General features: G+C 65.0%; 17 protein-coding genes and 2 tRNA genes. 8 read left to right on the top strand and 11 right to left on the bottom strand.

Going from position 1 to position 25,453, the window contains the following annotated elements; genetic code table 11:
• Positions 1 to 28: 28 nt before the first annotated feature.
• The 5 genes from ahpC to LQD11_RS13960 all read left to right on the top strand — a co-directional run bounded on the left by ahpC (position 29) and on the right by LQD11_RS13960 (position 9,746).
• Positions 29 to 592 carry an alkyl hydroperoxide reductase subunit C gene (ahpC, locus tag LQD11_RS13980; protein ID WP_008931554.1) on the top strand — a complete coding sequence of 188 codons (564 nt, stop codon included), beginning with the start codon at positions 29 to 31 and terminating at the stop codon, positions 590 to 592.
• Positions 593 to 681: 89 nt separating this feature from the next.
• Positions 682 to 2,238 (top strand): alkyl hydroperoxide reductase subunit F, encoded by a 1,557-nt coding sequence (gene ahpF, locus LQD11_RS13975; RefSeq protein WP_238618092.1) that lies wholly within the window; start codon positions 682 to 684, stop codon positions 2,236 to 2,238.
• Positions 2,239 to 2,555: 317 nt separating this feature from the next.
• Positions 2,556 to 2,936: a hypothetical protein gene (locus tag LQD11_RS13970; protein ID WP_238618091.1), complete on the top strand. Its 381-nt coding sequence runs from the start codon at positions 2,556 to 2,558 to the stop codon at positions 2,934 to 2,936.
• A 485-nt stretch (positions 2,937 to 3,421) separates the two neighbouring features.
• Positions 3,422 to 6,802 carry an ATP-binding protein gene (locus LQD11_RS13965; protein ID WP_238618090.1) on the top strand — a complete coding sequence of 1,127 codons (3,381 nt, stop codon included), beginning with the start codon at positions 3,422 to 3,424 and terminating at the stop codon, positions 6,800 to 6,802.
• 181 nt (positions 6,803 to 6,983) lie between these two features.
• Positions 6,984 to 9,746 carry an ATP-binding protein gene (locus LQD11_RS13960; protein WP_238618089.1) on the top strand — a complete coding sequence of 921 codons (2,763 nt, stop codon included), beginning with the start codon at positions 6,984 to 6,986 and terminating at the stop codon, positions 9,744 to 9,746.
• Between the two features lie 18 nt (positions 9,747 to 9,764).
• Here the strand turns inward: LQD11_RS13960 and LQD11_RS13955 are convergent, their stop codons facing one another.
• Positions 9,765 to 11,018 (bottom strand): MFS transporter, encoded by a 1,254-nt coding sequence (locus LQD11_RS13955; protein WP_238618088.1) that lies wholly within the window; start codon positions 11,016 to 11,018, stop codon positions 9,765 to 9,767.
• 109 nt (positions 11,019 to 11,127) lie between these two features.
• Between LQD11_RS13955 and LQD11_RS13950 the strand changes: the two genes are divergently transcribed.
• Positions 11,128 to 11,212 (top strand) — tRNA-Leu (locus LQD11_RS13950).
• A 6-nt stretch (positions 11,213 to 11,218) separates the two neighbouring features.
• Here LQD11_RS13950 and LQD11_RS15725 read toward each other — a convergent pair.
• Positions 11,219 to 12,106: a flagella assembly protein FlgT middle domain-containing protein gene (locus LQD11_RS15725; RefSeq protein ID WP_238618087.1), complete on the bottom strand. Its 888-nt coding sequence runs from the start codon at positions 12,104 to 12,106 to the stop codon at positions 11,219 to 11,221.
• 14 nt (positions 12,107 to 12,120) lie between these two features.
• The gene (locus LQD11_RS13940) at positions 12,121 to 12,771 is read right to left on the bottom strand and encodes an LPP20 family lipoprotein (protein WP_238618086.1); all 651 of its coding nucleotides are present in this window, start codon (positions 12,769 to 12,771) and stop codon (positions 12,121 to 12,123) included.
• A gap of 462 nt (positions 12,772 to 13,233) precedes the next feature.
• On the opposite strand from LQD11_RS13940, the gene LQD11_RS13935 reads away from it, so the two are divergent.
• Both LQD11_RS13935 and LQD11_RS13930 read left to right on the top strand, forming a co-directional pair.
• Positions 13,234 to 14,799 (top strand): penicillin-binding protein activator, encoded by a 1,566-nt coding sequence (locus LQD11_RS13935; protein ID WP_238618085.1) that lies wholly within the window; start codon positions 13,234 to 13,236, stop codon positions 14,797 to 14,799.
• A 428-nt stretch (positions 14,800 to 15,227) separates the two neighbouring features.
• Positions 15,228 to 15,323: transfer RNA gene (locus LQD11_RS13930), tRNA-Sec, on the top strand.
• A 36-nt stretch (positions 15,324 to 15,359) separates the two neighbouring features.
• Here the strand turns inward: LQD11_RS13930 and selD are convergent.
• The 8 genes from selD to LQD11_RS15805 all read right to left on the bottom strand — a co-directional run bounded on the left by selD (position 15,360) and on the right by LQD11_RS15805 (position 25,420).
• Complete coding sequence (gene selD / locus LQD11_RS13925; RefSeq protein WP_238618084.1) at positions 15,360 to 16,409, bottom strand: selenide, water dikinase SelD; 1,050 nt, start codon at positions 16,407 to 16,409, stop codon at positions 15,360 to 15,362.
• A gap of 45 nt (positions 16,410 to 16,454) precedes the next feature.
• Entirely contained in the window at positions 16,455 to 18,371 is a 1,917-nt protein-coding gene (gene selB / locus LQD11_RS13920; protein ID WP_238618083.1) for a selenocysteine-specific translation elongation factor, read from the bottom strand.
• On the bottom strand, positions 18,368 to 19,804 hold the full coding sequence (gene selA, locus LQD11_RS13915) for an L-seryl-tRNA(Sec) selenium transferase (protein ID WP_238618082.1): 1,437 nt from the start codon (positions 19,802 to 19,804) through the stop codon (positions 18,368 to 18,370). The genes selB and selA overlap by 4 nt, the downstream gene beginning before the upstream one ends.
• 112 nt (positions 19,805 to 19,916) lie before the next feature.
• A complete protein-coding gene (gene fdhE, locus LQD11_RS13910; RefSeq protein WP_238618081.1) occupies positions 19,917 to 20,834 on the bottom strand; it encodes a formate dehydrogenase accessory protein FdhE in 918 nt (305 codons plus the stop codon).
• Positions 20,831 to 21,463, bottom strand: coding sequence for a formate dehydrogenase subunit gamma (locus LQD11_RS13905; RefSeq protein WP_238618080.1), 633 nt, complete (start codon positions 21,461 to 21,463; stop codon positions 20,831 to 20,833). Before LQD11_RS13905 ends, fdhE begins: the two co-directional genes overlap by 4 nt.
• Positions 21,453 to 22,373 carry a formate dehydrogenase subunit beta gene (fdxH, locus tag LQD11_RS13900; protein ID WP_238618079.1) on the bottom strand — a complete coding sequence of 307 codons (921 nt, stop codon included), beginning with the start codon at positions 22,371 to 22,373 and terminating at the stop codon, positions 21,453 to 21,455. The genes LQD11_RS13905 and fdxH overlap by 11 nt, the downstream gene beginning before the upstream one ends.
• Positions 22,374 to 22,384: 11 nt before the next feature.
• Positions 22,385 to 24,820 carry a formate dehydrogenase-N subunit alpha gene (gene fdnG, locus LQD11_RS13895; protein WP_476700531.1) on the bottom strand — a complete coding sequence of 812 codons (2,436 nt, stop codon included), beginning with the start codon at positions 24,818 to 24,820 and terminating at the stop codon, positions 22,385 to 22,387.
• 12 nt (positions 24,821 to 24,832) lie between these two features.
• Positions 24,833 to 25,420 (bottom strand): molybdopterin-binding domain-containing protein, encoded by a 588-nt coding sequence (locus LQD11_RS15805; protein WP_238618077.1) that lies wholly within the window; start codon positions 25,418 to 25,420, stop codon positions 24,833 to 24,835.
• Positions 25,421 to 25,453: the final 33 nt, after the last annotated feature.

Here is a 25,453-nt window from a genome sequence, read left to right as displayed (position 1 = left end):
TAAATCACAACCTTTGGAGAAGCCTGTCATGTCCCTGATCAATACCGAAGTCAAGCCCTTCAAGGCCACCGCCTTCCACAACGGCGAGTTCGTCGAGGTGACCGACGAGAGCATCAAGGGCAAGTGGTCGGTGTTCTTCTTCTATCCGGCCGACTTCACCTTCGTGTGCCCCACCGAACTGGGCGATCTGGCCGATAACTATGCCGAGTTCCAGAAGCTGGGCGTGGAGATCTACAGCGTGTCCACCGACACCCACTTCACCCACAAGGCCTGGCACGACAGCTCTGAAACCATCAACAAGCTGCAGTTCCCGATGATTGCGGATCCGACCCTGACCATTTCCCGCAACTTCGAAGTGCTGATCGAGGAGGCCGGTCTGGCCGAGCGCGGTACTTTCGTGGTGGATCCCCAGGGCGTGATCCAGATCGTCGAGATCAATGCCGGCAACATCGGTCGTAACGCCGAGGAACTGCTGCGCAAGGTGAAGGCGGCCCAGTATGTGGCGGCTCACCCCAACGAAGTGTGCCCCGCCAAGTGGAAGGAAGGGGAGAAGACCCTGGCCCCGTCCCTGGACCTGGTCGGCAAGATCTGAGCAGGTTCGCTCACGCCCATTGAATTGCCCAAATCTCCTATTCCTTGCCCGGGCCGAGTCCCGGGCATTTTTTTATGAGGTCATTCGGCATGCTGGACGCCAATCTGCAGAATCAATTGAAGGCTTATCTGGAAAAGGTCACCCAGCCTTTCGAGATCGTGGCCACCCTGGATGAACGCCCAAAATCCAATGAACTGCTGGAGATGCTGCGGGAGATCACCGCCCTGAGCGACAAGATCTCCCTGCGCACCGACGGTCGGGATAACCGTCGTCCCTCCTTTGCCCTGGTGCGTCCCGGCGAGAGCGGACGGGTGGCGTTTGCCGGTCTGCCCATGGGCCATGAGTTCACCTCCCTGGTGCTGGCCCTGCTGCAGGTGGGGGGGCATCCGCCCAAGGCCTCGCCCGAGGTGATTGAGCAGATCCGGTCTCTGGAAGGGGAGTTCCTGTTCGAGACCTATTATTCCCTGTCGTGCCAGAACTGCCCCGACGTGGTGCAGGCCCTGAACCTGATGGCGGTGCTCAACCCGAACGTGCGTCACGTGGCCATCGACGGCGCCCTGTTCCAGGACGAGGTGGAGACACGGGAAGTGATGTCCGTGCCCAGCATCTTCCTCAACGGTCAGCCCTTTGATCAGGGCCGCATGAGCCTGGAGCAGATCCTGGCCAGGATCGACAAGGGGGCGGCGGAGCGGGAGGCGAAAAAGCTCAATGAAAAGGCCGCCTTCGACGTGCTGGTGGTAGGCGGTGGTCCCGCCGGCGCCGCGGCGGCCATCTATGCGGCCCGCAAGGGCATCCGTACCGGGGTGGCGGCGGAGCGTTTCGGTGGTCAGGTGCTCGATACCATGGCCATCGAGAACTTCATCTCGGTGCCCCATACGGAAGGCCCCAAGCTGGCGGCGGCGCTGGAAAACCACGTCAGGGAATATGAGGTGGACATCATGAACCTGCAGCGGGCCGCGAAGCTGGTGCCCGCCCAGGGTGAGGCCGGGCTGCACGAGGTGCATTTCGCCTCCGGCGCGGTGCTGCGCAGCAAGACGGTGATCCTGGCCACCGGTGCCCGCTGGCGGGAGATGAACGTACCCGGTGAGCAGAAGTATCGTGCCAGGGGCGTGGCCTACTGCCCTCATTGCGATGGTCCCCTGTACAAGGGCAAGCGGGTGGCGGTGATCGGCGGCGGCAACTCCGGCGTGGAGGCGGCCATCGACCTGGCGGGCGTGGTGGCCCACGTCACGTTGATCGAGTTCATGACCGAGCTGCGGGCCGATGCGGTGTTGCAGAAAAAGCTGCGCAGTCTGCCCAACGTGGACATCATCACCCATGCCCAGACCATGGAAGTGAACGGGGACGGCAGCAAGGTGACCGGCCTGACCTACAAGGATCGGGATACGGATGCGCTCAAGCGTCTGGATCTGGAGGGGATCTTCGTGCAGATCGGTCTGGTGCCCAATTCCGAATGGCTCAAGGCGTCGCCGGTGGCGTTGTCCGCCCGGGGTGAGATCGTGGTGGATGCCCATGGCATGACTTCGGTGCCCGGGGTGTTTGCGGCCGGTGATGTGACCACGGTGCCCTACAAGCAGATCGTGATTGCGGTGGGCGAGGGTGCGAAGGCGGCGCTGGGGGCGTTTGATCACCTGATCCGGCATTGAATTCCGGATCAGGTCATTCCTCCGCCGATGGGAATCCAGTGTCGCCATGATGGTATGTCGGGATTGAACTTCCGTCATTCCCGCGAAGGCGGGAATCCAGTGTCGCCGGTGCTCCTGGACTCCCGCTTTCGCGGGAGTGACGGGTTTTTTGGCGGGAGTGAAGAGGTTTTTTACGGGAGTAACGAGGTTTTTTGTGGGGGTGATGGGTTCCCATGAGGGAGTGAGGACGGCAAAATTTTTGGTGATGGATCGGGATTTCTCAACATTTCCCTTGTCCAATCCCATCAGACACCCCCATTCACCTGGAGGATCTCCCCATGGATTCACGACGCAAGCGCGCGGAAGAGGCCCGGCAGAAGATCCTGCAGTCGGGCAACAAGGAGCTGATCGACCGACTGCATTTCCTGGAGGCCACCCAGGGTAATCCCCGGATCGCCGCCCGAGGTCGCCGGAGCGGACCCGGGTTGCTGGGCACCGGCCTGGCCGCCGCCGGCGGGGCCTATCTGGGGACCCTGTTCGCCGGCATGGTCCTGAGCTCACAGATGCAGCAGGCTTTTGCCGACGTGGCCATGGACCTGGGCGTCTCCCCGCTGGACATCGGCCTGGACACCGCGCATCTGGATCTGGATCCCGGTGACATGGGCGCGGACGAAGGCGGTTTCCTTGACGGTTTCGGGGATGACTTTTTTGATATTTGAGTCTCGTCTCCAAGGTTTTGCCTCAGCGACCCAGTGGTCGGACTGATCCTTGCTGCCGCCCATCGGTCCTTTGTCACCGCCCCTGCACAGGCTGGCTGCCGCTGGTTTCTTGCCGTCATTTCCTCGCAGGCCGGCTGCCGCTGGTCTCTTGCCGTCATTTCCTCACAGGCCGGCTGCCCCCGGCCCATTGCCCGTCACTCCCGCGAAAGCGGGAGTCCAGGAAACTCCGTGACTGGATTCCCGCTTGCGTGGGAATGATGCTGCATCAATCAACCCTTAGCCGCATCAATCAACCCTTAAATGAGGGGGGTGAACAATCAAGGCGGATGTTGCCGCGGGTGACGTACAATCACGATGGATGTCGCCGTGGACGGGGCATTGACTGGGTGAACACGATCTGCCGCTGGATCACAGGGTAATTTGACTATGCGGCTTGCTCTGAAAAGGGGAGCAGAAGCATGGCGGGGGCGGGACGTCGGTCAGACATGAGACGGGGATTCGAGGGCATCAGGGCACCGGCTTTTTCCCTGCGTCTGCTCATCGGCCTGCCGCTGGTGCTGCTGACCATGATATCCGCCGCGCTGGTGGCCTGGCTGGCGATTCACGATGGTCGGCTGGCCGTGGACGATATTGCGCGTCAGCTGCGCACCGATGTGCTGATCCGGGTGGAAGATCGTCTGACCGGGTATCTGGGCATCCCCCCCGCCGTTAACGAAGCCAATGCCCGGGCCCTGCGCAGCGGTGTGCTGCGACCGGAGGATACCGCCAATGTGCAGCGTTATTTCCACGGTGTTCTCAGTACCCACCCCTCGCTGGCCTACAGCTTCTTCGGCACCGTGGAAGGTGAGTTTTATGGCGCCCGCCGGCTCAGGGACGGGGATATCCAGGTGGTGCGCGCCGGTGCGGTGACCGGTGGGGATTCCCATAACTTTTCCACCAATGATCTCGGGGATGCCCTGGAGCTCAGGCAAGTCTATCCCGGTTTTGACCCTCGCGCCCGGCCTTGGTACCAGGCCGGGGTGGCGGCGGACGGTCCGACCTGGACGCCTATCTACCGGCATTTCGTGATCCACGACTTGGCGCTGACCGCCGCCCAGCCCTTCAAGGACGACGACGGGAATCTGCTGGGTGTCTTCGCCGTGGACTATGTGTTGACTCAGGTGCATGACTTTTTACGCCGCATCGACCTGAGTCCCGGCGCCCTGATTTTCGTCATGCAGAGGGACGGGCATCTGGTTGCTTCGTCGTCGGCGCCCGAGGGCGGGTTTTTTCGGGAGGAGGCCGGCCGTTTCCTGCCATTGCGGGCAGTGGACTCGGGTATTCCAGCGCTGGCGGAGGTTGCCCGTCTGCTGAGTGCCAGGCCCGGCGGCCTGGCGGCCGTCGGGGAGGAGGAACTGCTCACTTTTGATCTGGACGGAGAGCGCCAGTTTCTCCAGGTGAAGCACTTCGCACCGGCACCGGGGCTTGACTGGGTGCTGGGGGCGGTGGTGCCGGAACAGGATTTTCTCGGCAGTATTCACGCCCAGACCCGGGATACCCTGATCATGATCGCAGGCGTATTACTGGCGGCCCTGCTGTTGGGGGTGTGGATCGCGGCCCGTATCGCCTCTCCGCTGGAGCGCCTGGGCATGGATGCGGATCGACTGGCAAGGGGGGACTGGGAACGCACGCCGGGCCATACTTCCATTCGTGAATTCAATCTGCTGGATCAGGCTTTCCAGTCCATGTCCGGGCAGTTGCGTGGTCAGTTCGAGCGCCTGGAATCCCAGGCACGGGTGATCTCCGAGCAGAACGTCCTGCTGGAGCAAAGGGTGGCGCAGCGAACCGAGGAACTGGATCGGGCCTCCAGCCGGTTGCGGGCCTTTTTTGAGAACATCCCTGGTTACATCGTTATCGTCGATGCGGATTTTCGCATCGTGAGCGCCAGTCAGGGCCTGCTGGAGCTGTTCGGTCTCAATCTTTCCTCCGTGCTGGATCAACCTTGTTACCGCATTGCCTGGAACGAGATCGATCCTTGTCCACAGTGTGCATTATCGGAATGTTTTCGTTCCAAAAAACCGATGGTCCGCTACTCCACGCCCCGGGAAGAAGACCGTTTCGGGGGGAAGGCTTTGCAGATCTTCTCCGGCCCCATCCTGAATGAGGAGGGGGAAGTGATCGGGGGCATGGTCTATTACACCGATATCAGTGACCTGCGGGTCATGGAGCGACAGCTGATCAGTGCCCGTGAGGCGGCGGAGTCGGCCAATCAGGCCAAGAGCGAGTTTCTGGCCCGGATGAGCCATGAGATCCGGACCCCCATGAATGCGATCCTGGGTTTGAGTGAACTGGTGTTGCTCAATCAGCCCGCCGGGCAGTCGCGGGACTTCATGCACATCATCGAGCACTCGGCCCGGCATCTGCTCACGATCATCAACGACATCCTGGATCTGTCAAAGATCGAGGCCGGACGCATGGAACTGGTGGAGGCGGATTTTGATCTTCACCAGGTTCTGGCAGAGGTGATCGAGACCCTGCGTGTGCCGGCCGAGGACAAGGGGCTCGCACTGACACTGGAGTTGGCCCCGGATCTGCCACGCTACCTGAAAGGGGACGCGCACCGATTGACCCAGGTTCTGATCAATCTGATCGGCAATGCCGTCAAGTTCACCCAGCAGGGGTCGGTGCGATTGCAGACCCATTGTCTGGGTAAGCCGGACCAGCGACTGCGACTGGCATTCGAAGTGATCGATACCGGTGAGGGGATTCCCCCGGAACGTCAGCGTGAGATCTTTCAGGCCTTCACCCAGGTGGACGGCTCGGCCGGACGCCGCCATGGCGGCACCGGGCTGGGGCTGACCATTACCCGTCAACTGGTGGAGAAGATGGGGGGTGAGATCACGGTGAGCAGTCGTTCGGGAGAGGGCAGCACCTTCCGTTTCACCGTGGCCATGGCCCCGGGCAAGGCGGTGAAGGCATCCGTCCTGCCCGCGGTTGAAACACTGCAGATTCAACCCACCCGCTCCTGGCATGTGCTTTTGGTGGAAGATACCCCGGCCAACGTGGTGGTGGCCGTGCATCTGCTCAAGCGGCTGGGACACCGGGTGACGGTGGCCGATAATGCCCAGGCCGCCTTCGGGTATCTGACAACGGAGTGTCCCGATCTGGTCCTGATGGACGTGGAGATGCCGGGGATCAACGGCTTTGAGGCCACTCGCAGAATCAGGCAAGGGCAGGCCGGCGAGGCCTGTCGGGAGCTGCCGGTGATCGGCCTGACGGCCCATGCCCTGAGCGAATACCGGGAACGGGGACTGGCGGCGGGGATGAATGATTATATCTTCAAACCCATCAGTCTGGCCGGGCTGGGACAGGCCATTGACCGGGTGATGGGCGCTCGAACGCCCCGTGAAATCGAGACCCTCTCAGCCGCGGAGGAAGAGACCCTTCCCATCGTGGATCTGTCCGTGGTGCTGCAGCGTTTGGGAGACGACAGTATCCTGTTGATGGATACCCTGTTGACCATCCTGCCCGAGTTGCCGGAGCGGCTGGCTGAACTCAGGCAGTCTCTCACGGAGAATGATCTGATCACGGCCCGTCGCATGGCACATACCTTGAAGGGGCATCTGATGACCATAGGGGCTTCCGCCGCGGCCACGGACCTGGCAAGTATCGAGGCCGGGCTCGGGACCGATCATCACGATCAGGCGCTGGACATGATCGAGACCCTGGATGATGCGTTGCTGCTGATCTACGAACAGCTTCCGGGTGCATTGACGGCCGTGCTGGGCACCTTGCCCCGCCATCGCCAGGTACTTCGGGAAGGTATGCCGAAAGTGGAAGCCTTGCTGGTGGGGATGCGGTCGGAGGCCCTGTCGTCGCTTGAGTGACGGCGGCCCGTCCCCGGGTGAAATTCAGCCCCGTGGCCATTGTTGAGCCACCGGGACCCATCTATGATCGGGGTATGCCCAGATACCCTTCAGCACATCTGCTTATGCTTCAGGCCCTTGTGGGCCTTTCTTCCCGAATTGTCCGGACGCCGGTCGGCGGACCGGCAAGGGGAGGGTGACCATGGCCCGGGGCGTGGCGGCACCGATGCCGCAGGCGGGACTCAACGACTGGAAGGCGGTCTGGAATCGGCTGCTGCCCCTGGATCGACACCGGGCGGTGATCTCCTTTCTGGAACGTCTGCGGGAGCCGGCCTCCCGGCTTGAGCTGGTATGCGACGCCACCCTCAAGACCCTGGCGCGCCGCAAGGGGTTTCGCGTTGAAACCCTAAAGCGCATGAACAACCATCAGCTGGCCGATGTTTTGCTGCCCCATGTGCCGGTGGTTCTGGGGGCGCGGGAATGGACTCTGCTGTTCCTGGGGTACTTCGCCGACTACAAGTCGGCCATCATGTGCCGATTCCTGGATCTGTGCGGTGTCCCCCATGATGAACGGGGCTTCGTGGTGGGCGGGGACGACAAGATCCATCCCCCCGCCGACATGGTCAAGGCCAAGGACGCCCTGGTGGAGGAGTTCGGGGCCATGGAGGTGGGTGTCTATTTCCATGTGCTCAAGCTGATGGACCCGGATCTGTGGCGGTTTCTGGACCCGGTGCTGCCGGCCCTGGACCAGGCCATGGCGGCGGCGGAAGCGGCCCGACAGAAAGAGCAGTCGATCGTGGTGGAGGAGGCCAACGAGCGGGCGGTACTGGATGTTTCCGAGGAGTTCACTCAGCTGGACCGGGTGGTGATGGAACAGATCATCGCCACTCTGGCCGAGGAAGACCGGGCCCTCAAGCCCGACGAATTGGTGGATCTGGTGGAATCGGTACATGCCCTGGATACCAGTCGCAAGCGCAGCTATTTTCACCTGGGTTTTCTCGACGCCCTGTTGCCCGGGCGACGTCCCGACATGGGACGCCCCGAGATGAATGACGAACGACGCCAGTGGTATCTGGCGGGACTGCTCAGCGGCTACGTGCGGCAGCAGAATCATGCCTCGGTCAGGGATGCCCTGCACCGGTATGCCGCCATCTTCCGGGCCGCTTCGTCCACCCCCGGCGGGGCCGGGGCCGGCATGCTCACCGAGGTACACCCCTATTTACTCACCCACGGATTCCAGAACGAGGCCACCCGCTTGTTGCGTGGCCAGCGCCGGCATCTGACCCCGGCGACCGCCGCGCTGATTCTCCAGTCCGCCACCGATGCCATCCACCGAGGCGATGCAGCCATTGCCAACGTGTTGCTGGTGGAACTGCGGGAGGGCCTGCCCCATGTGGCATTGGACATCACCGAGCGGGCCGCTCTTGAGGCCGGGGTGGGGCGCCGTCTGGGCCAGGCCCTGCAGTTGCAGGGCAATTTCTCCGCGGCGAAGGAGGCCTTTGCCGGGCTGATCGCCGAAGGGCGTCTGATGTCGCCCCGGTTGCATGCGGACATGGGGCTGGTGCTGGGGGGCTTTCGTTCCCTGGCCGAACTGGTGTTGCCGCCGGGCCTGGATCGGGTGCGCGCGATCCTGGCCCAGCTCCGACAGGGAGAGCGGTATTTCACCGAGGCGGTGGAACGATTCGGGTCGGCGGCCCTGGGGGCTCACTATGCCCTGGGGGTGCGGGATTTTCTGCGCTGGATGGAGACCGACAGCGGTGACGAGGCCCGGGAGCAGGCCCTGATGCATGTGAATGCCGCCCTGATCGGGATGATGACGGAAACCGATGCCCAGGACCCGGAGCGTCCGTTGTTGGTGGATCGCTGCCGTTTCATGCAGGCCGTGCTCATGATGGCCCGGCTGGATGCCGCCTCGGCCCAGGCGGCCATGGAGACCTGGCGGATGCTGCTGGCGCGGGACCCGTCCGCGGCCCCGTGGCCGGAGTGGGGGATGCAGCGTCTGCTGGAATGCGCGGATCTGGTGGATCCGGCCCTGGCGGGAGAGATTGCCGAATCCCTGTGGTGTCGGCACGGACAGGCCGTCCTGCCGCTGATCCACCGGCCGGAATGGTTTGCCCGCTCATCCCGGCTGTTGGACGATCTGCAGATCCTGTGCCGGGATGGCGCTGATCAGCCGCTGCAGGCCCGCTGGGAACGTCTGTCACTGCTGGTGTCGGCGGCCCTGTCGGCGGGGCGACTGGAGACGGCTCAGGAGGGGCTGGACGGGCTGGAGCACCTGGCCCATGAGGATTCCCGGTTCTGCGAACCCATGCTCGATCTGCTGGAGGCGCCGGCCCGGCTGGATCCGGCCTGGTCGGAGACGGATATCCTGCGCGCCCGGTTCCGCCTGTATCGCCGGTTGGGCCGTGATCCGGAAGCCTTTGCCCAACTCAGGGCCCTGTTCTTTGCCCTGCGCGATGCCCGGCCCCTGGAGGCCGCTCAGACCCTGGCGCTATTCCGCGAGTGCGGCGCGGCCCCGGCCCAGTATGAAGATCTGGTTTTGCCCGGTGCCGAGGCGGAACACGACGAGGACAGCGAACTGCTGGAGCAACTGGAGGGCGGGGCCGAGCTGACCGTCTTGTTCGTGGGTGGTAACGAGATCCAGGCCCGGTACAGTGATGACCTGATCCGGGAAATCACCGACCAGTGGCCGGGAGTCCGGGTGGAGTTTCGTCACACCGGCTGGTCTTCCAACTGGGGGCGTGATGTCAATCACCTCAAGCGTCAGGCGTCGGAGGCCGACGCGGTGGTTCTCATGACTATGATGCGGACCACCCTGGGCCGGGTCCTGCGCGAGGCCCTCAATGACCCGCCCCGGCCCTGGATCCCCTGCACCGGCACCGGCCGCCAGGCCCTGCTCCAGAGTATCCGGCATGCCGCCCTGATCGGCCTGCGCACCCGCGGGCGGTCGGTGGTCACCGGGTGAGGGGGTAGGGAAGAACGGTCAGGGCTTGTGTTCCAGGTCCAGCTCCGGTTGCAGTTCGGTGCGGGGGTCCAGTTCGGCCGCCACCGCCGAGGTACGGGTGACCGGCACGAAGCCGGCCTTCTCCTCGGGCGCCACCGGAGGTTCCCGCAGGATTCGCCATAGCGCGAACAGGGACAGCAGCAGGATGATGCTCCCGAACAGCAGGGGCAGCACGCTGATGGATGCGACACTCACCGCAATCCCGGCCAGCAACGGCCCCAGGGTGGCACCGATGCCGTTGAGCAACAGCAGCCCCTGGGTGCCTTCCAGCACCTGGGTGACATCCAGTCGGTCATGGGTATGGGCCACCGCCAGGGCGTAGAGACTGAAAGCAAACCCGCCGTAGAACAGGGCCGCCACCAGCAGTACCAGCAGTGACTGATCCACGGTCATGAAGATGCTCAGGGCCGCCAGGGCCGCGCCGGCACAGGCAAAGACCAGCACCCAGCGCCGGTCCCGATGGTCGGAGAAAAAGCCGATGGGCCATTGCAGCAGGGCGCCGCCCAGGATCACGGCGCTGACGAAGGCGGCCACCCCCAGGGGTTCGATGCCGGACTGCTGGGCATAGATGGCTCCGAACCCCCAGAACCCGCCCGAGGCGATCCCCGCCACCAGCGCTCCGACCACGCCCACCGGCGTCCTGCCATAGAGGGTCTTCAGCGGCAGGGCCTGGGCCTTGATGGGCGTGGGCTGCAAGGCCGGCGTCAGGGCGATGGGGATCAGCCCCAGGGAGAACAGAATGGCCACCAGGGCATAGCTGGCCAGATGCCCCGGTCCGTAGATCAGTACCAGGAACTGTCCCACGCCCAGCATCACCAGGCAGACCGTCATGTAGAAGGCGAAGATCTGGCCCCGGTTCTGTCGTGCCCGTTCGTTGAGCCAGCTTTCGATGACCATGTAAAGCCCCACCACCGAGATGCCGTTGAAGATGCGCAACACCCACCACACCCAGGGATCGAAGATCAGACCGTGGAGCAGGGCGGCGATGGCCGACACGGCGGCCAGGGCGGCGAAGGCACGGATGTGTCCCACCCGTCGGATCAGGCGGGGGCAGAGGAACGAGCCGATGATGAAGCCCATGAAGAAGCCGGACATGACCAGGCCGATCAGCCAGCTCGGCAGGCCTTCCTGGGCGGCGCTCAGGCCCAGCAGGGTACCCAGCATGCCGGAGCCGCAGAGCAGGATGCCCATGCCCAGGAGCAGGGTGGATACGGATGTGAGGGTCGGAAACACGGGCGGCGTCGATGTGAAATAGGTCAATCCCGAATCTTAGCGTGTCGGGCACATTCTTCCAGTGCCTGTTTCGGGTATAATCCGGTGCCTCGCACTCTCGCCCTGTCCTGCCCGGATGGCGAAATTGGTAGACGCAAGGGATTTAAAATCCCTCGGCTTTGGCCGTGCCGGTTCGAGTCCGGCTCCGGGCACCATAATGATCAATCGAAAGCCCGATCTCCCGGTGGGCAGGCCAGCAGGCCGCTGATTTCCTGACTGAGCCGGTCCAGCACCCAGTCGAAGGCTTCTCCGTAGCGTGATTCATAAAAACGCCGGCTGCCGAAGGCCACCGGCGTGGGGTAGAGTACGTCGCCCTTGGCTTCACGGGCCGCTCGGCGCTGCAGGAGCAGTTCTCCGGTGTCACCGGCAAACACGTAGATTTCCACTTCACTGCGACGAAGGTAGGTGTTGCGGATGAGGCCGACGTTTTCATAGCCGATGTCGATGATCACCCCGGCCAGCAGGTAGTTGACCTCCATCTCCCGGGCCAGGCGTCGTGCCCGTTCGCGGATCTCCGGTGCGTGGGGATTGGGTAGTCCGTTCAGGGGTTCCAGCAGCCGGCGATGTTCCGCTCGCCGTGGCGGTGTTCCCGTACGGATGGAAAGGCGGTGAAGAATTTCATTGGGCACCCCGGGTTCGATGCCGTTGAGACTGCTGGTGAGCTGCTGATGGGGTTGCAGAAGTGGGAAGTGGACGGCGCCCATCCGGGCATCCGGGTCACCGCACAGGGCCTGTGCGGCGTCCACCCGGATGCGGACATGGTAGATGTCCCCTTCCTGCCATTCCCCGACAATGTCATACCGTGAAATGCGGGCCGCGGTGTCCAGGCGGGTATCGTCCTGGATCACCGCGGCCTCACCTACCTGGGATCGTCCCCTCACCGTGATGCCCAGCTGGGCAGAGGCGTTCCATAGGGCGTCTTCCAGGGCATCCCGCCGGGCTTCGGTGATCGATCTTCCGGCCGAGGACGCCACGCCCTCGGCAAAGATCACGTCAGCCAGCACTGCACCGGGCAGACAGAGCAGGGCCAGCAGCAAGAGCACCTTCACGGCGAACCTCCCGGTCAACGGGGATAGTAATGGTAAGGTGCATTGTAACCGCCGGGGCCGTAATCACAGTAGGATCCGGCGCAGTGTTGCCAGTAGGGGCGCGGGGCGGCCCGGCGGATGGGGGCGCAGCCCCAGGCACCGCACTGGTTGGGTACGACGGCAGGGTGATAAGGCGCCGCCGGAGCCACATAAGCCGGGCTTCTGACCGGCGCGCCCACCGGCACCATGCAGGTTTGCGGCTGGGTGACACAACTGTAGAACTGGCGGCCGACGGTGAGCTCCAGGACAGTCTCGTAGATGTCGTCATCGGCAAGGATGACATCCACCACCCGGGCACCGGTGACCTTGGCATTGACATAGGTTCGGATCTGGTCATGGCGTGCCGCCATGTCCCTGACGGTGGAGCTGCCTTCCAGGTTGATGCCGTAGACACTTTCGGCCAGATTGCGATAGGCATCCAGGCGGCTGGCGCGCATGGCATTGAGCTTGAGTTGTGCCTGGGTCTGATGGACGCTGGGTGTCACCGCGCCGTAGCCGCTGACCCGAATGACCCGGTCTTCATAGTGTCCATGGTAGACGACGGGAGGATGTGCGTAGTGCTGTGCGCAGGCGGAAGTGACGAACGAGAGTATGAGCACGAGCAACAGCAGACTCATTTTTTTCATTTTTATCTCCTTGAGATGGAACCAGCCTTAGTTATTCCTGCAGTGTCCCATCGATCTGCCGACATGACCTCGCCGCGGCCATGCCTCAGCCTATACCCGGGCACTTCGTGGGATATCCGATGAATGTCCCCTTCATTGAACGTATCGGCCGGGGGCATGGAACTCTTTAGGAATATTCCGACCCTGTCTCCGGCCGTTATTCCCCGGCGTCACTCCCGTATTTATCAGCCGTCACTCCCGCGAAAGCGGGAGTCCATGGGGGCACCGTGACTGGATTCCCGCGTTCGCGGGAATGACGGGTTCGGAACATCCATGGCCGGGTCAAGAAAATGAGGGGGAAGCCGACACAGGGGGATATCCGCTCATGGATTCACCATGGAAATTCGATCATCGAAGGGTCAGGTCATGATGCGCAGTGGCGTTGTGTCGGGGCGATGCACCCATCTGCCAGGGTTGCATGGTTTGCTCCTCGGTCTTTGCCTGTTGCTGGTGACGGCGTTCATGCCCGCGCTGGCCGGTGATGATGACCGGCTCCAGGCGGCCAGGATGGCACTGGAGCAGCAGGATCCCCTGCAGGCATTGCGTCATCTGCCGCTGGAATCCCATCGTCTGTCCACGACCCTGGCGCTGCAGTCCTTGGCCATCCGTGCCCAGGCCGAGGCGGCGCTGGGACGTCATCTGGATGCGATCACCACCTGGAATCGTGCCCATGCCCTGGCGGAGGATGCCGCTTCGCAGGCATGGGCACGGCAGCAACTGATGCACTGGCTGCAAGGGCTGGATACCGCTGAATTACGGGCCCTGAGAAGCCGGGCATCCAGCCCGGATACGGTGAATCGTCTGGATGAGGCATTGCGCTCACGGGGGATCGAGCCGCCCTCTGCAGTGCGGGTGGCCTTGGTGCCCACACGGCCGGTCGCGCCGTCTTCGACCGGCTCCCTGCCTGGCACGGTCACCGGTGCGGGAACACCGATTTCACAGCGGACGGGCATGGCGGGCAGTGGCTCGCCGCCGCGCCGGATCGCGGTCATCCTGCCCCTGACCGGGCGTTACGGCAGCGTCGCCCGCGGCATCCTGCAGGGGATTGAGGCGGCCCACGAGGACGCCGGCGTCGCCTCGTCCGTCGTGTTGCGTGTCCACGATATGGGTGAGGATGCCGGCGATGTGCTGCGTCATTACGAGGAAGCCGTGCGCGAGGGGGCGGATCTGGTCATCGGCCCCTTGTCCCGGGAGGCCGTGGACCGGCTGGCTGCTCGTCCCGGCGCGTTGCCAGTGCCGGTGCTGGCCCTGAATCATGGGGAAGGACGCAGGCAGTATCCGGCGCATTTTTTCCGTTTCGGCCTCAATCCCGAGGATGAAGCGGTCGAAGCGGCCCAGCGGGCCTTTGCCCAGGGGCACCGACGGGCGGTGGTGATGGTGCCGCGCACGGATCTGGGCGAGCGGCTGCGGGTCGCCTTTCGTGCCCGGTTTGAAGCCCTGGGCGGGGAAGTGCGATCAGTGCAGACCTTTCCCCATCAGGCCACGGACTTTGGCGATGTGATCCGTGCCGGTGTGATGGCGGATGAACAGGGGCGCGGGCGTCGGGATGTGGACATGGTGTTCATCTCCGGCGAACCCCGTCATGCCCGGCTGATCGTGCCCCAGTTGCGTTTCCATCAGGCGGGTGATCTGCCGGTTTTTGCCACCTCCCACGTCTTCTCCGGGCGTATGGATCCGGGTGTGGACCGGGATATGGAGGGTGTGCTGGTGGCCGACATGCCCTGGTTGCTTGGCCAGACCGGTCCCCGGGCCGGCCTGGAGACATCGCTGGATGCCTCCCTGCAGCGATGGCCGCGCATGGGGGCCTTTGGCTATGATGCCTATCGGCTGGGGATGCGGCTGGGCACTTTGCAACAGGGAGGCGGGGAGCGTCTCCATGGTCTGACGGGCACCCTGACCGTGGATGATCAGGGGCGGGTACACCGGACGCCGGAGTGGGCCCGGTTTGTGGATGGTAGCCCCCGGGTGATTTCGGGCTGGCGGCAGTGAGGGATTGGCCCCGGGTTTTGTCTGGCGACTCTGGTTTTCAGTCCTGGCCGAGATCGGTTTCGGTTGTGTCGGGCGGGGGATATGTTACTGATGGTTCGGACGGGGGAGGATGGTACTGGTGGTCATGTGGCCTTACAATCATTTCCATCATTTCGCCGTTGTTGCTTCCGCGGAAGCGGGTTGTTCTCCTGATCTTCGTTTGTTCCGCGGCACCGCTGTCGTCACTCCCGCGAAAGCGGGAGTCCGGGATTTTTCAGCGCGGACTGGATTCCCGCTTTCGCGGGAATGACGTCGTGTAAGGAAGGCGTCGTGTAAGGAAGGCGCCGTTCAAGGAAGACGTCGTTCAAGGAAGACGTCGTTCAAGGAAGACGTCGTTCAAGGAAGACGTCGTGTAGGGACACGGGGAGGCCTTTTAGGGAAAGGACATGGGAAGGGCTTCGTGCCCGGTGGTGCGGCCGGTCTTCAAAACCGGTTGGGGCCGTCAGGCGGTCCCGGGTGGGTTCGACTCCCACGCCCTTCCGCCATTGTCCGTAGCGGCCCTTGGCCGCTAAGGGGGGCGTTCAGCCCAGATCCACCGTCGGGGTGCCTGCCTCCAGCCTGCCGATGGTTGCCGCTGCTTCAAACCCATGGCTTCTGAACAGGGCCAGTACCGTGGCCGCCGCCTGTTCGTCGCAGGCCACCAGCAGGCCGCCGCTGGTCTGCGGATCGGTGCCGATGCGCCAGGCCCAGTCCGGCAGATGGTCCGCCAGCCTCACCGCGGCCCCATAACTCTCCCAGTTGCGCTCCATGGCCCCCGGCCCCAGACCCTGTTCCGCCAGGGGACGGGCCGCGTCCAGGATGGGTAGCCGGGAGAACTCCACCCGGGCCGCCAGGCCCGATCCCCGGCAGATCTCCAGCAGATGCCCCAGCAGGCCGAAGCCTGTGACATCGGTCATGGCGTGGACACCGGGCAGTTCCCCCAGGGGGATGCCCACCCGATTGAGGCGGGTGGTGGTGCTCAGCATGGCCTGGTAGCCGGCGGCGTCCAGCAGGCCTTTCTTCAAGGCACTGCTCAGCACACCGATGCCCAGGGGCTTGCCCAGGATCAGCACGTCTCCGTCCCGGGCCTGATCGTTGCGTTTGACCCTGTCCGGGTGGACCAGCCCCAGGGCGGCGAGGCCATAGATGGGTTCCGGACTGTCGATGGAATGACCGCCCGCCACGTTGATGCCCGCCTCGGCGCAGATTGCCGCCCCCCCCGCCATGATCCGGCGGATGGTGGACACCGGCAGTTTGTCCAGGGGCATGCCCAGGATGGCCAGGGCCAGGATGGGGGTGGCGCCCATGGCATAGACGTCGGACAGGGCGTTGGTGGCGGCGATGCGGCCGAAGTCGAAGGGATCATCCACGATGGGCATGAAGAAATCGGTGGTGGCCACCAGGGCCTGCTGGTCGTTGAGCCGGTAGACGGCGGCATCGTCGCTGCCGGCATTGCCCACCAGCAGGTCCGGCTGAAACACCCCCTGGGTCAGTCCCCGCAGGGCCTCCTGAAGGACGGCTGGGGCGATCTTGCAGCCGCAGCCGCCGCCGTGGGAGAGGGTGGTGAGGGGGATGTGGTCGGTGGTGGACATGATTGGATTCCTTGCAATGGGTGCCGATGGATACGGAACGGGTGTTCAGCGCATGCGCCATAGGGAGTCCCGGAATACCCGGTGTTCATCGCCTACCCGGCGGCAGTAGCCGATGCGATCAAAATACTCCAGGATCTGGATGGCCACCTTGCGGCCGGTGCCGATGCGGTCCCGGAACGGAGCCGCCAGGGCCGCCCCCTCGGTGTCGGACAACTCGCGGACGATGGCTTCCAGTTCGGCCACTGCCTCCCGGTGGAAATAGTGATCATGGGCGATGCGGCAGACCTGCCCCATGGCGGTGAGCTGCTGCATCAGGGCCCGGATGTGGGTCTCATCCTGGGACAGGGCGCGGGCAATGTCCCGCACCCGGGGGGGATTGAAGGGGTCGGCCTGGACCAGGGGCAGGATTTGGTTCTGCCAGAGTGTTTCCTGATCCGGGGACAGGTGCAGACAATGGTCGGGCAGGTGCAGCCAGGGGGCCTGTTGCCGTACGGCACCTGCCGCTAGCAGTTCATCCACCAGGGCGGCGAATACAGGGCGGGCCAGGGCAGGGGCCACCCGGCGCCGCAGGCGTTCCCGGTCGGGACCCAGGCGGTCGGGGTGATGGGCATGCTCTTCCCCCAGTTGCTTGAGTGTCCGTGTCTTCAGGTCCTGCCAGAGTCCGGGATCAAAGGCCACTGGACCCGCCGGGGTTTCGAGGGTCAGCAGATCCGGCGTGTCCGCCAGTCGTGTCTGCTCGGTCGGGTCCAGGTTCCACTGGCGGGACAGTGTTTCCAGATTCAGGCCGCCCGGCGCCTGGGGCAGGGCCTGGCGTAATGCCGCCAGGGGATCGTTCTGTTCCCAGGCCCGCAGCAGGGCCAGACGCGAGGCCGTGCGCCTGCCCCGGGCGGGTCCCCAGGGATCCAGGATCAGGCCGCCCCCCAGATTGCGGCGGGCGGAGACGTCCCGCAGCACGAAGCGGTCCCCCCGCAGGGCGTGGGTCTCCTGGGACAGGACCAGTTGCACCAGACCGTCGGCTCCCGGCGGGATGGCCTCTCCCTCCAGGACCGCCACCCGGGCCATGAGCCGGGCGGCCCCCAGGTGCAGGTGGACCGGTGTCCAGTGGGTCAGCGGGCCGGGCGCGTCCGCCAGCACCCGCAGTCGGGCATCCAGGCGCACGGCGGGGTGGTGAAGGTCCGGGTCCACCACCCAGTCGCCCCGGCTGACGGCCTCCCGGGTCAGATGGGGGCCGGTGAGGTTGAGGGCGCAGCGCTGGCCGGTCAGGCCCCGTTCCGCCGGCCGGTTCTGGGCATGCAGGCCGCGGACCCGCACGTTCAGGCCGGAAGGACTCAGGCACAGGTGGTCGCCGACCCTGACCTGTCCGGCGTGGACGGTGCCGGTGACCACGGTGCCGGTCCCGCCGAGGGTGAAGCAGCGATCCACCGCCAGCCGGAAACGGCCCTCATGCCGCCGTTCGCCCTGAAGGCGGGCCTGCCGGTGCAGATGATCCTTGAGGGCCGCCAGACCCCGGCCGGTGATGGCGGAAACCGGCAGGACGGGGGCATCGGCCAGGGCGGAATCCCGTAGCAGGGCCTGGACCCGGGAGAGGACCCGGGCCAGTCGGTCCTCGTCCACCCGGTCGCATTTGTTCAGGGCCACCGTGCCCCGCTCCAGTCCCAGCAGGGAAAGGATTTGCAGGTGTTCCAGGGTCTGGGGCATGGGACCGTCATCGGCGGCAATCACCAGCAGGACGTGGTCGATGCCGGTGGCCCCGGCCAGCATGTTGTGGATGAGCCTTTCATGCCCGGGCACATCCACGAAGCCCAGGCTGAGGCCGTCATCCAGGGTCTGGTAGGCATAGCCCAGGTCCAGGGTGATGCCCCGTGCCTGTTCCTCCTTCCAGCGGTCGGCGTCAACGCCGGTGAGGGCCTTCACCAGGGCGGTCTTGCCGTGGTCGATATGGCCGGCGGTACCGATGATCATGATGCGATCTCCCGCAGGCGAGGTAGCTGGGATACGAAATCGGCCTCATCCTCCAGGCAGCGCAGGTCCAGCCACAGGGCCCCGTCGTGCAGCCGGCCGATCACCGGCACGGGCAGGTCCCGCAGCCGCTGTTCCAGGCCTTTGAGGGTGGTGCCGGCGCCCCGTCCCCGTTGGGTGGGCTGGATGACCAGGGCCTGGCTGGGCAGTCGGTCCACCGGCAGGGCGCCGCTGCCGATCTGGCTTCGGCAGGGACGGCTGGTGACCGTCATGCCGTCCCCCAGGGCCGCCTGCAGGGCCGGCAGCAGGCGTTCGGCCTGGGTGCGGATCCGTTCGACGGGGCGGCTGAGCAGGCGCAGGGTGGTGAGTCGTTCTCCCAATCGGTCCGGGTCCCGGTAGAGACGAAGCACGGCCTCCAGGGCGGCCAGGGTCATCTTGTCCACCCGCAGGGCGCGCTTGAGGGGGTTTTTCTTGATGCGGTCGATGAGGTCGGCTCGGCCCACGATCAGCCCCGCCTGGGGGCCGCCCAGCAGCTTGTCACCGCTGAAGGTAACCACGTCGGCGCCATGGGCCAGGGTGTCCTGCACCGTGGGTTCCCGGGGCAGCCCGTGGCGACTCAGGTCGGTGAGGGTGCCGCTGCCCAGGTCCACCATGAAGGGCAGTGCGTGGGCGTGGGCCAGGGCGGCCAGTTCCGGTTCGGGAACCGTGTGGGTGAAGCCCTCGATGGCATAGTTGCTGGTATGGGCCTTGAGAATGAGGCGGGTGCGTTCGGTGAGGGCTTGCTGGAAGTCACGGGCGTGGGTGCGGTTGGTGGCGCCCACCTCCACCAGCTTGCAACCGGCCCGGCTCATCACCTCGGGGATGCGGAAGGCGCCGCCGATCTCCACCAGTTCCCCCCGGGAGATGATCACTTCCTTGCGCAGGGCCAGGGTGTTGAGGGCCAGCAGCACGGCGGCGGCGTTGTTGTTGACCACGGTGGCGGCCTCGGCACCGGTGAGTTCCCGGATCAGGCCGTTGATGAGGGTGTCCCGGTCGCCGCGCTTGCCGGTGGCCAGGTCGAACTCCAGATTGCCGGGACGGGTGGCGGCCTGGATCACGGCGGTCATGGCCTCCTCCGGCAGCAGGGCGCGGCCCAGGTTGGTGTGCAGGACGGTGCCCGTGAGGTTGAACACAGGGCGCAGGCGCGGGGTGGCGGCGGCCTCCAGCACGGCTTCGGCACGATCGAGGAAGTGGTCGGGGGTGGGTGAGGGTCGGGGGTCGCCCCGCCACTGATCCAGTACCAGGCGCAGGGCCTGGATCAGGGAGCGGCGACCGTGTCGGTTCTGTAGGGGGACGGCCCGGGGATGGGTGAGCAGCCGTTCCACCGCGGGAGGGCGGTGGCTGGGGTCGATGCTGGTGGGTGATGGGGAGCATTCGGTGTCTGTTCTGGTGGTCATGGTCCTTGACTCGGCCGTCACGCGGCACTGGGTTACTGTGGGGAGCGACGGTTGTGCTTTCAGCGGCGCTGTTTGCGGGCAGGCCCGCTCCCGCGGGGTTTTTGGGGTTGCATCAGGCTGTGGTGGCGGGTGCCTCTTCCAGATAGAGCAGCAGATTGATGCCGCTGGGGGTGTAGCCTTCCTCCCCCAGCAGCAGGTCCAGGGCGAGGGTGGCCAGATGGTCGGCCACCGGGTCGGCCCGGGGATCGGTTTCCAGGTTGATGAGCTTGAGATAGCTGCGACAGTGGCCGCAGACTTCGGCCTTGACGGCCGGGTGATGGCCTTCCAGACCCGGATACTCCAGATCGGTGGTGGCATGGCAGTGGCTGCATTTGAGCCGCTCCAGATGCCACTGGCTCTGGCACAGGCTGCAGTGCAGGGTGCGGCGACCATGGATGCCGCCGCCGCTGTGGATCACCCCCGCCACCGGGGGGCTGCCGCAGACGGGACAGTGGGTGGCCTCGGTCTGCGCCGGGATGCCCTCCACTGCCGTCTGTCCAATCCACACAGTCCAGTGGGCCTGCAGGGCCGCCGCCAGCAGTGGGGCGGCGGCCGGGTCCCGGGCACTGCCATGGCCACGGAGGATCTCCCTGGCCATGGCGACCCGATCCGGGTCGGACATGTGCCGCAGCCGCCGGATGGCGGCCCGGGTGGGGGCCGGAGCCGATGGTTCGATCTCTTCCAGCAATGACCGTAGACCGGGTTGCCAGTGACGGATGTCCGGCAGCCCGGCCGCCGGGAAGGGCAGTCCCCGGGGGGCGGGGCGGGGCAGGGTGTCCGGGGCCCTGCCGGTCAGCGTCTCCACCAGGCGGTGCTGGGCCTGGGTCAGGGCGGCCATGAACAGCAGGAAGGCCTCCACCGGATGATCCTGTGCCAGTCCCTGGAACCGTTCCGCCCGCCGGGTGAACAGGCTGTCCGGGTCGGGCAGTTTCAGGAATGGTGCCGGGGTGCCGGGACCCTGGATCTCTCCCGGCCGCAGGATGGTGGTCATTTACGCTCCTCCTGGGTGACTTCCCGGTACCACAGGGGGTGGTGCTTCTTCGCCCAGGTCCGGCTCACCGTGCCCTTGACCATGGCCTGCAGGCTGCCCTTGACCCAGATGGCGGCATAGATGTGCAGGATGATGACCATCATCAGCAGGATGGCGCTGAAGGCATGCACCAGGATGGCGAACCGCACCAGACCGATGGGGAAGACCGGGGCGAAGTAGGGTTGCCACATGATCAGCCCGGAGAACAGCAGCAGGAACATGCCGATGACCGTGGACCAGTAGATGATCTTCTGGCCGGCGTTGTAGCGACCCACCGGGGGCAGGCGGCCTTCCCGCTTGTGCAGGGCGTCGGGCAGGTAGCGGATCCAGCGCAGGTCATCCCGGTTGACGAGATTGTGACGCCAGAATCGCACCATCAGCACCATCACCGACACGAACATCACCAGGCCGATGAAGGGGTGCAGGATGCGGGTCCACTGGCCGCCGCCGAAGAGGTTGGTGAGCCAGTACAGGGACGGATGGAACAGGGCCAGCCCCGACATGGCCAGGAGGATGAAGGTGACGGCCACGATCCAGTGGTGCAGTCTTTCCCCGTCCTTGTAGCGCCGGATATCGTCTTTATTCGACATGGCTGGATTCCTCCTTGCGGTCCCGGGTCTTGTCGCGGGAGGGGGCGTCGTCGTCCTCCTCCGCCACATTGGGGCCGTGCTTGATGAAGTGCAGGAAGGACGCCATGGCCAGCAGGGCCAGGGCACCGATGGCCAGGGGTTTGGTGATGCCCTGCCAGAATCCCACCATGGGACTGATGCGCGGGTCTTCGGGCAGGCCATGGTATAGCCCGGGTCGATCCGCATGCTGCAGCACGTACATGACATGGGTGCCGCCCACGCCGGGCGGGTCGTAGAGTCCGGCGTTGTCGTAACCCCGGCTGTTGAGGTCCGCAATGCGCAGGACCGCCTGCTGTTTCATGTCCTCCTTGGTGCCGAAGGTGATGCAGCCGGTGGGGCAGGTGGTGACGCAGGCCGGTTCCAGGCCCACGGCCACCCGGTCGGAACACAGGGTGCACTTGTAGGCCCGGTTGTCCGCCCGGGACAGGCGCGGGATGTCGAAGGGACAGCCGGCGATGCAGTAGCCGCAGCCGATGCATTTCTCCGAGATGAAGTCCACGATGCCGTTGGCATACTGCACGATGGCTCCGGGGGCCGGGCAGGCCTTGAGGCAGCCCGGGTCGTCGCAGTGCATGCAGCCGTCCTTGCGGATGAGCCATTCAAAGGAGAAATCATCCGGTTCCACTTCCGAGAAGCGCATCAGGGTCCAGGTGTGCTCGTTCAGGTCCTGGGGGTTGTCGTAGACGCCGGTGTTTTCCCCCACCGGTCCCCGCAGGTCATTCCATTCCATGCAGGCCACCTGACAGGCCTTGCAACCGATGCACTTGGACACGTCGATGAGCTTGGCCAGTTCCGTGTGACTGCGCACGCTGGGGGAGGGCAGGCTGGTGGCCGAGCGGTTCTTGATATCAAGACTTTGCATGGATGCCATGGCGCACCTCCTCAGGCCTTCTCGATGTTGACGAGGAACGCCTTGAACTCAGGCGTCTGGGAGTTGGCATCGCCCACGAACGGCGTGAGCACGTTCGCCAGGTAGCCCTTGTTGGCCACGCCGGTGAAGCCCCAGTGGATGGGAATGCCCACCGTGTGTACCGTGCGGCCCTCCACCCGCAGGGGCTTGATGCGTTTGGTGACCACTGCGGTGGCGGTGATCTCCCCCCGGTTGGACTCCACCGTGACCTGGTCGCCGTTGGCGATCCCCTTTTCCCGCGCCAGGGCTTCGCCGATCTCGATGAACTGGGACGGCTGGACGATGGCGTTGGCCAGGGAATGCTTGGTCCAGAAGTGCATGTGCTCCGTGAGCCGGTAGGTGGTGGCGGCGTAGGGGAAGTCCCGGGCGGTGCCGAAACTGGCCCAGTCGTTGGCGAACACCCGGGCCGCCGGGTTGCTGGTCACCGCGGGCTGGTCGGGATGGAGCGGGTTGTAGCCCAGGGGACTTTCGAAGGGTTCGTAATGCTCGGGGAAGGGACCGTCGTTCATGCCCGCAAACAGTCGCGCCACCCCTTCGGGCAGCATGATGAAGGGACTGACCTGTTCCCCGGGGGCGGCGGTGGGCCGCATGTCGGGGATGTCCGGCCCGCTCCAGCGACTGCCGTCCCAGGCAATGGGAGCCCGGCGGGGATCCCAGGGCTTGCCCTGGGTGTCGCAGGCGGCGCGGTTGTAAAGGATGCGCCGATTGGCCGGCCAGGCAAAGCCCCAGCCGGGGTAGATGCCCAGGCCGGAGGGGTCCGCGGTGTCGCGGCGGGCGGTGAGGTTGCCCTCCGCCGACCAGCAGCCGCTGTAGAGCCAGTTGCCGCAGGCGGTGCCGCCGTCGTCCCTGAGCTGGCCGAAACCGGCCAGCTGGCGCCCGGCGGGTATATCGCCGATGTCCTGCAGCGCCCGGCCGGAGATCTCCCGCAGCAGTTCCGGCGCCGAGGGTTCGTCCGGATTGCCGTAGGGCCAGTGCAGGTGGACGATGGGGTCCGGGTAGGCGCCGCCTTCCTCCTCGTAGAGTCGCTTCAGTTCCAGGTACAGTCCGGCGATGATGCGCCGGTCGGTGCGGGCGACGCCCGGAGGATCCACTGCCTTCTCCTTCCAGGCGATGACCCGTCCGGAGTTGGTGAAGGTGCCGTCTTCCTCGGCAAACAGGGTGGTGGGCAGGCGGAAGACCTCGGTCTGGATCTGGCGGGTATTGACCGGATTGAACTCGCCGAAATTGCGCCAGAATTCCGACGTCTCCGTGGCCAGGGGGTCCATCACCACCATGTATTTCAGGCGTGCCAGGGCGGTGCTCATCTTGGCCTTGTGGGACACCGCCGCCAGCGGGTTGAAGCCCTGACAGAGGAACCCGTTCATCTGCCCGGCGTGCATCAGTTCGAACATCTGCAGCACGTCATAGGGCTTGTCCACGTGGGGCAGGTAGTCCCAGGCGAAGCCGTTGTCGGCGTTGGCGTGTTCGCCCCACCAGGCTTTCATCAGGCTGACATGGAACTTGGGATAGTTCTGCCAGAAGCTCATCTGGCCCGGGCGCACGGGCTTGAGGGCGCGCTTGTCCATGAAGCCCTCAAAGCTCTGGTCGTCATCGCCGGGCAGTCCCAGGTAGCCGGGCAGGTTGGTGGTGACCAGGTTCATGTCCGTGATGCCCTGCACGTTGGCATGGCCCCGTAGCGCGTTGACGCCGCCGCCCGGCATGCCCATGTTGCCCAGCAACAGCTGGATCATGGCCATGGTGCGGATGTTCTGGGAGCCGACGCTGTGCTGGGTCCAGCCCAGGGCGTACATGATGGTCATCACCTTGTCGGGCCGGGACGTTTCGCCGATCATCTCGCAGATCTTCAGGAAACGGTCTTCCGGTGTGCCGGTGATGCGACTGACCACCTCGGGGGTATAGCGATCGAAGTGGGTCTTCATCAGCTGGTAGACGCAGCGGGGGTGCTGCAGGGTCTCATCCGCCCGCACGTAGCCGTCCTCGCCCAGCTCGTAACCCCAGGAACTGCGGTCATAGCGGCGGTTGACCTCGTCGTAGCCGGAGAACAGACCGTCCGCAAAACTGTACTCCTCCTTCACGATCAGGGCCGCATTGGTGTAATGGGCCACGTATTCGTGATTGATCTGTCCGGTCTCCAGCAGGTAGCGGATGACACCGCCGAGGAAGGCAATATCGGAGCCTACCCGCACGGGAGCGTAGTAGTCGGAGACAGCGGCGGAGCGGGTGAAGCGGGGATCCACCACCACCAGTTTTGCGCCCCGGTTGGCCTTGGCCTCGGTGACCCACTTGAAGCCGCAGGGATGGGCCTCGGCTGCGTTGCCGCCCATGATGAGGATCAGGTCGGCATTTTTGATGTCGACCCAGTGATTGGTCATTGCACCTCTGCCGAACGTCGGGGCCAGACTGGCCACCGTCGGGGCGTGTCAGATGCGTGCCTGGGTATCCACCGCCGTCATGCCGTAGGCACGGGCGGTCTTGGCGGTCAGGTAGCCGCTTTCATTGGCGGCGGCGGAGCTGGCCAGAAAACCGGTGGTGTTCCAGCGGTTGACCCGCTGCCCCTGGTCATTGAATTCCATGAAGTTGGCATCGCGGTCATCCTTCATCAGACGGGCGATGCGGGTGATGGCCTCATCCCAGGAAAGGGTCTGCCACTGATCCGAACCGGGTGCCCGGTACTGGGGCTGACGCAAGCGGCTGTCGCTGTTGATCATGTCCATGAGCCCGGCACCCTTGGGGCAGAGGGTGCCCCGGTTCACCGGGTTGTCCGGGTCGCCTTCCACGTGCACCAGGGCGGCCTTGGCATTCTTGGCGCCGGAACCCCGGGTATAGAGGATCACGCCGCAGCTGACGGAGCAGTAGGGACAGGTGCTGCGGGTCTCCCTGGTGCGGGCCAGTTTGAACTGGCGCACCGAAGCCTGCAGCTCGGTGGGGGAGAAGCCCATGACCGCCAGGCTGGATGATCCCAGCCCGACGCCGCAGAGCTTCATGAACTGGCGTCTGGTGACTTGCATCGATCGGTTCTCCTCCGGGCCTGTTGTGGTATG

The organism is Ectothiorhodospira shaposhnikovii, from assembly GCF_022227765.1.
In the GTDB taxonomy this organism is placed as follows: domain Bacteria; phylum Pseudomonadota; class Gammaproteobacteria; order Ectothiorhodospirales; family Ectothiorhodospiraceae; genus Ectothiorhodospira.
This window is presented reverse-complemented; position numbering and strand designations above follow the sequence as displayed.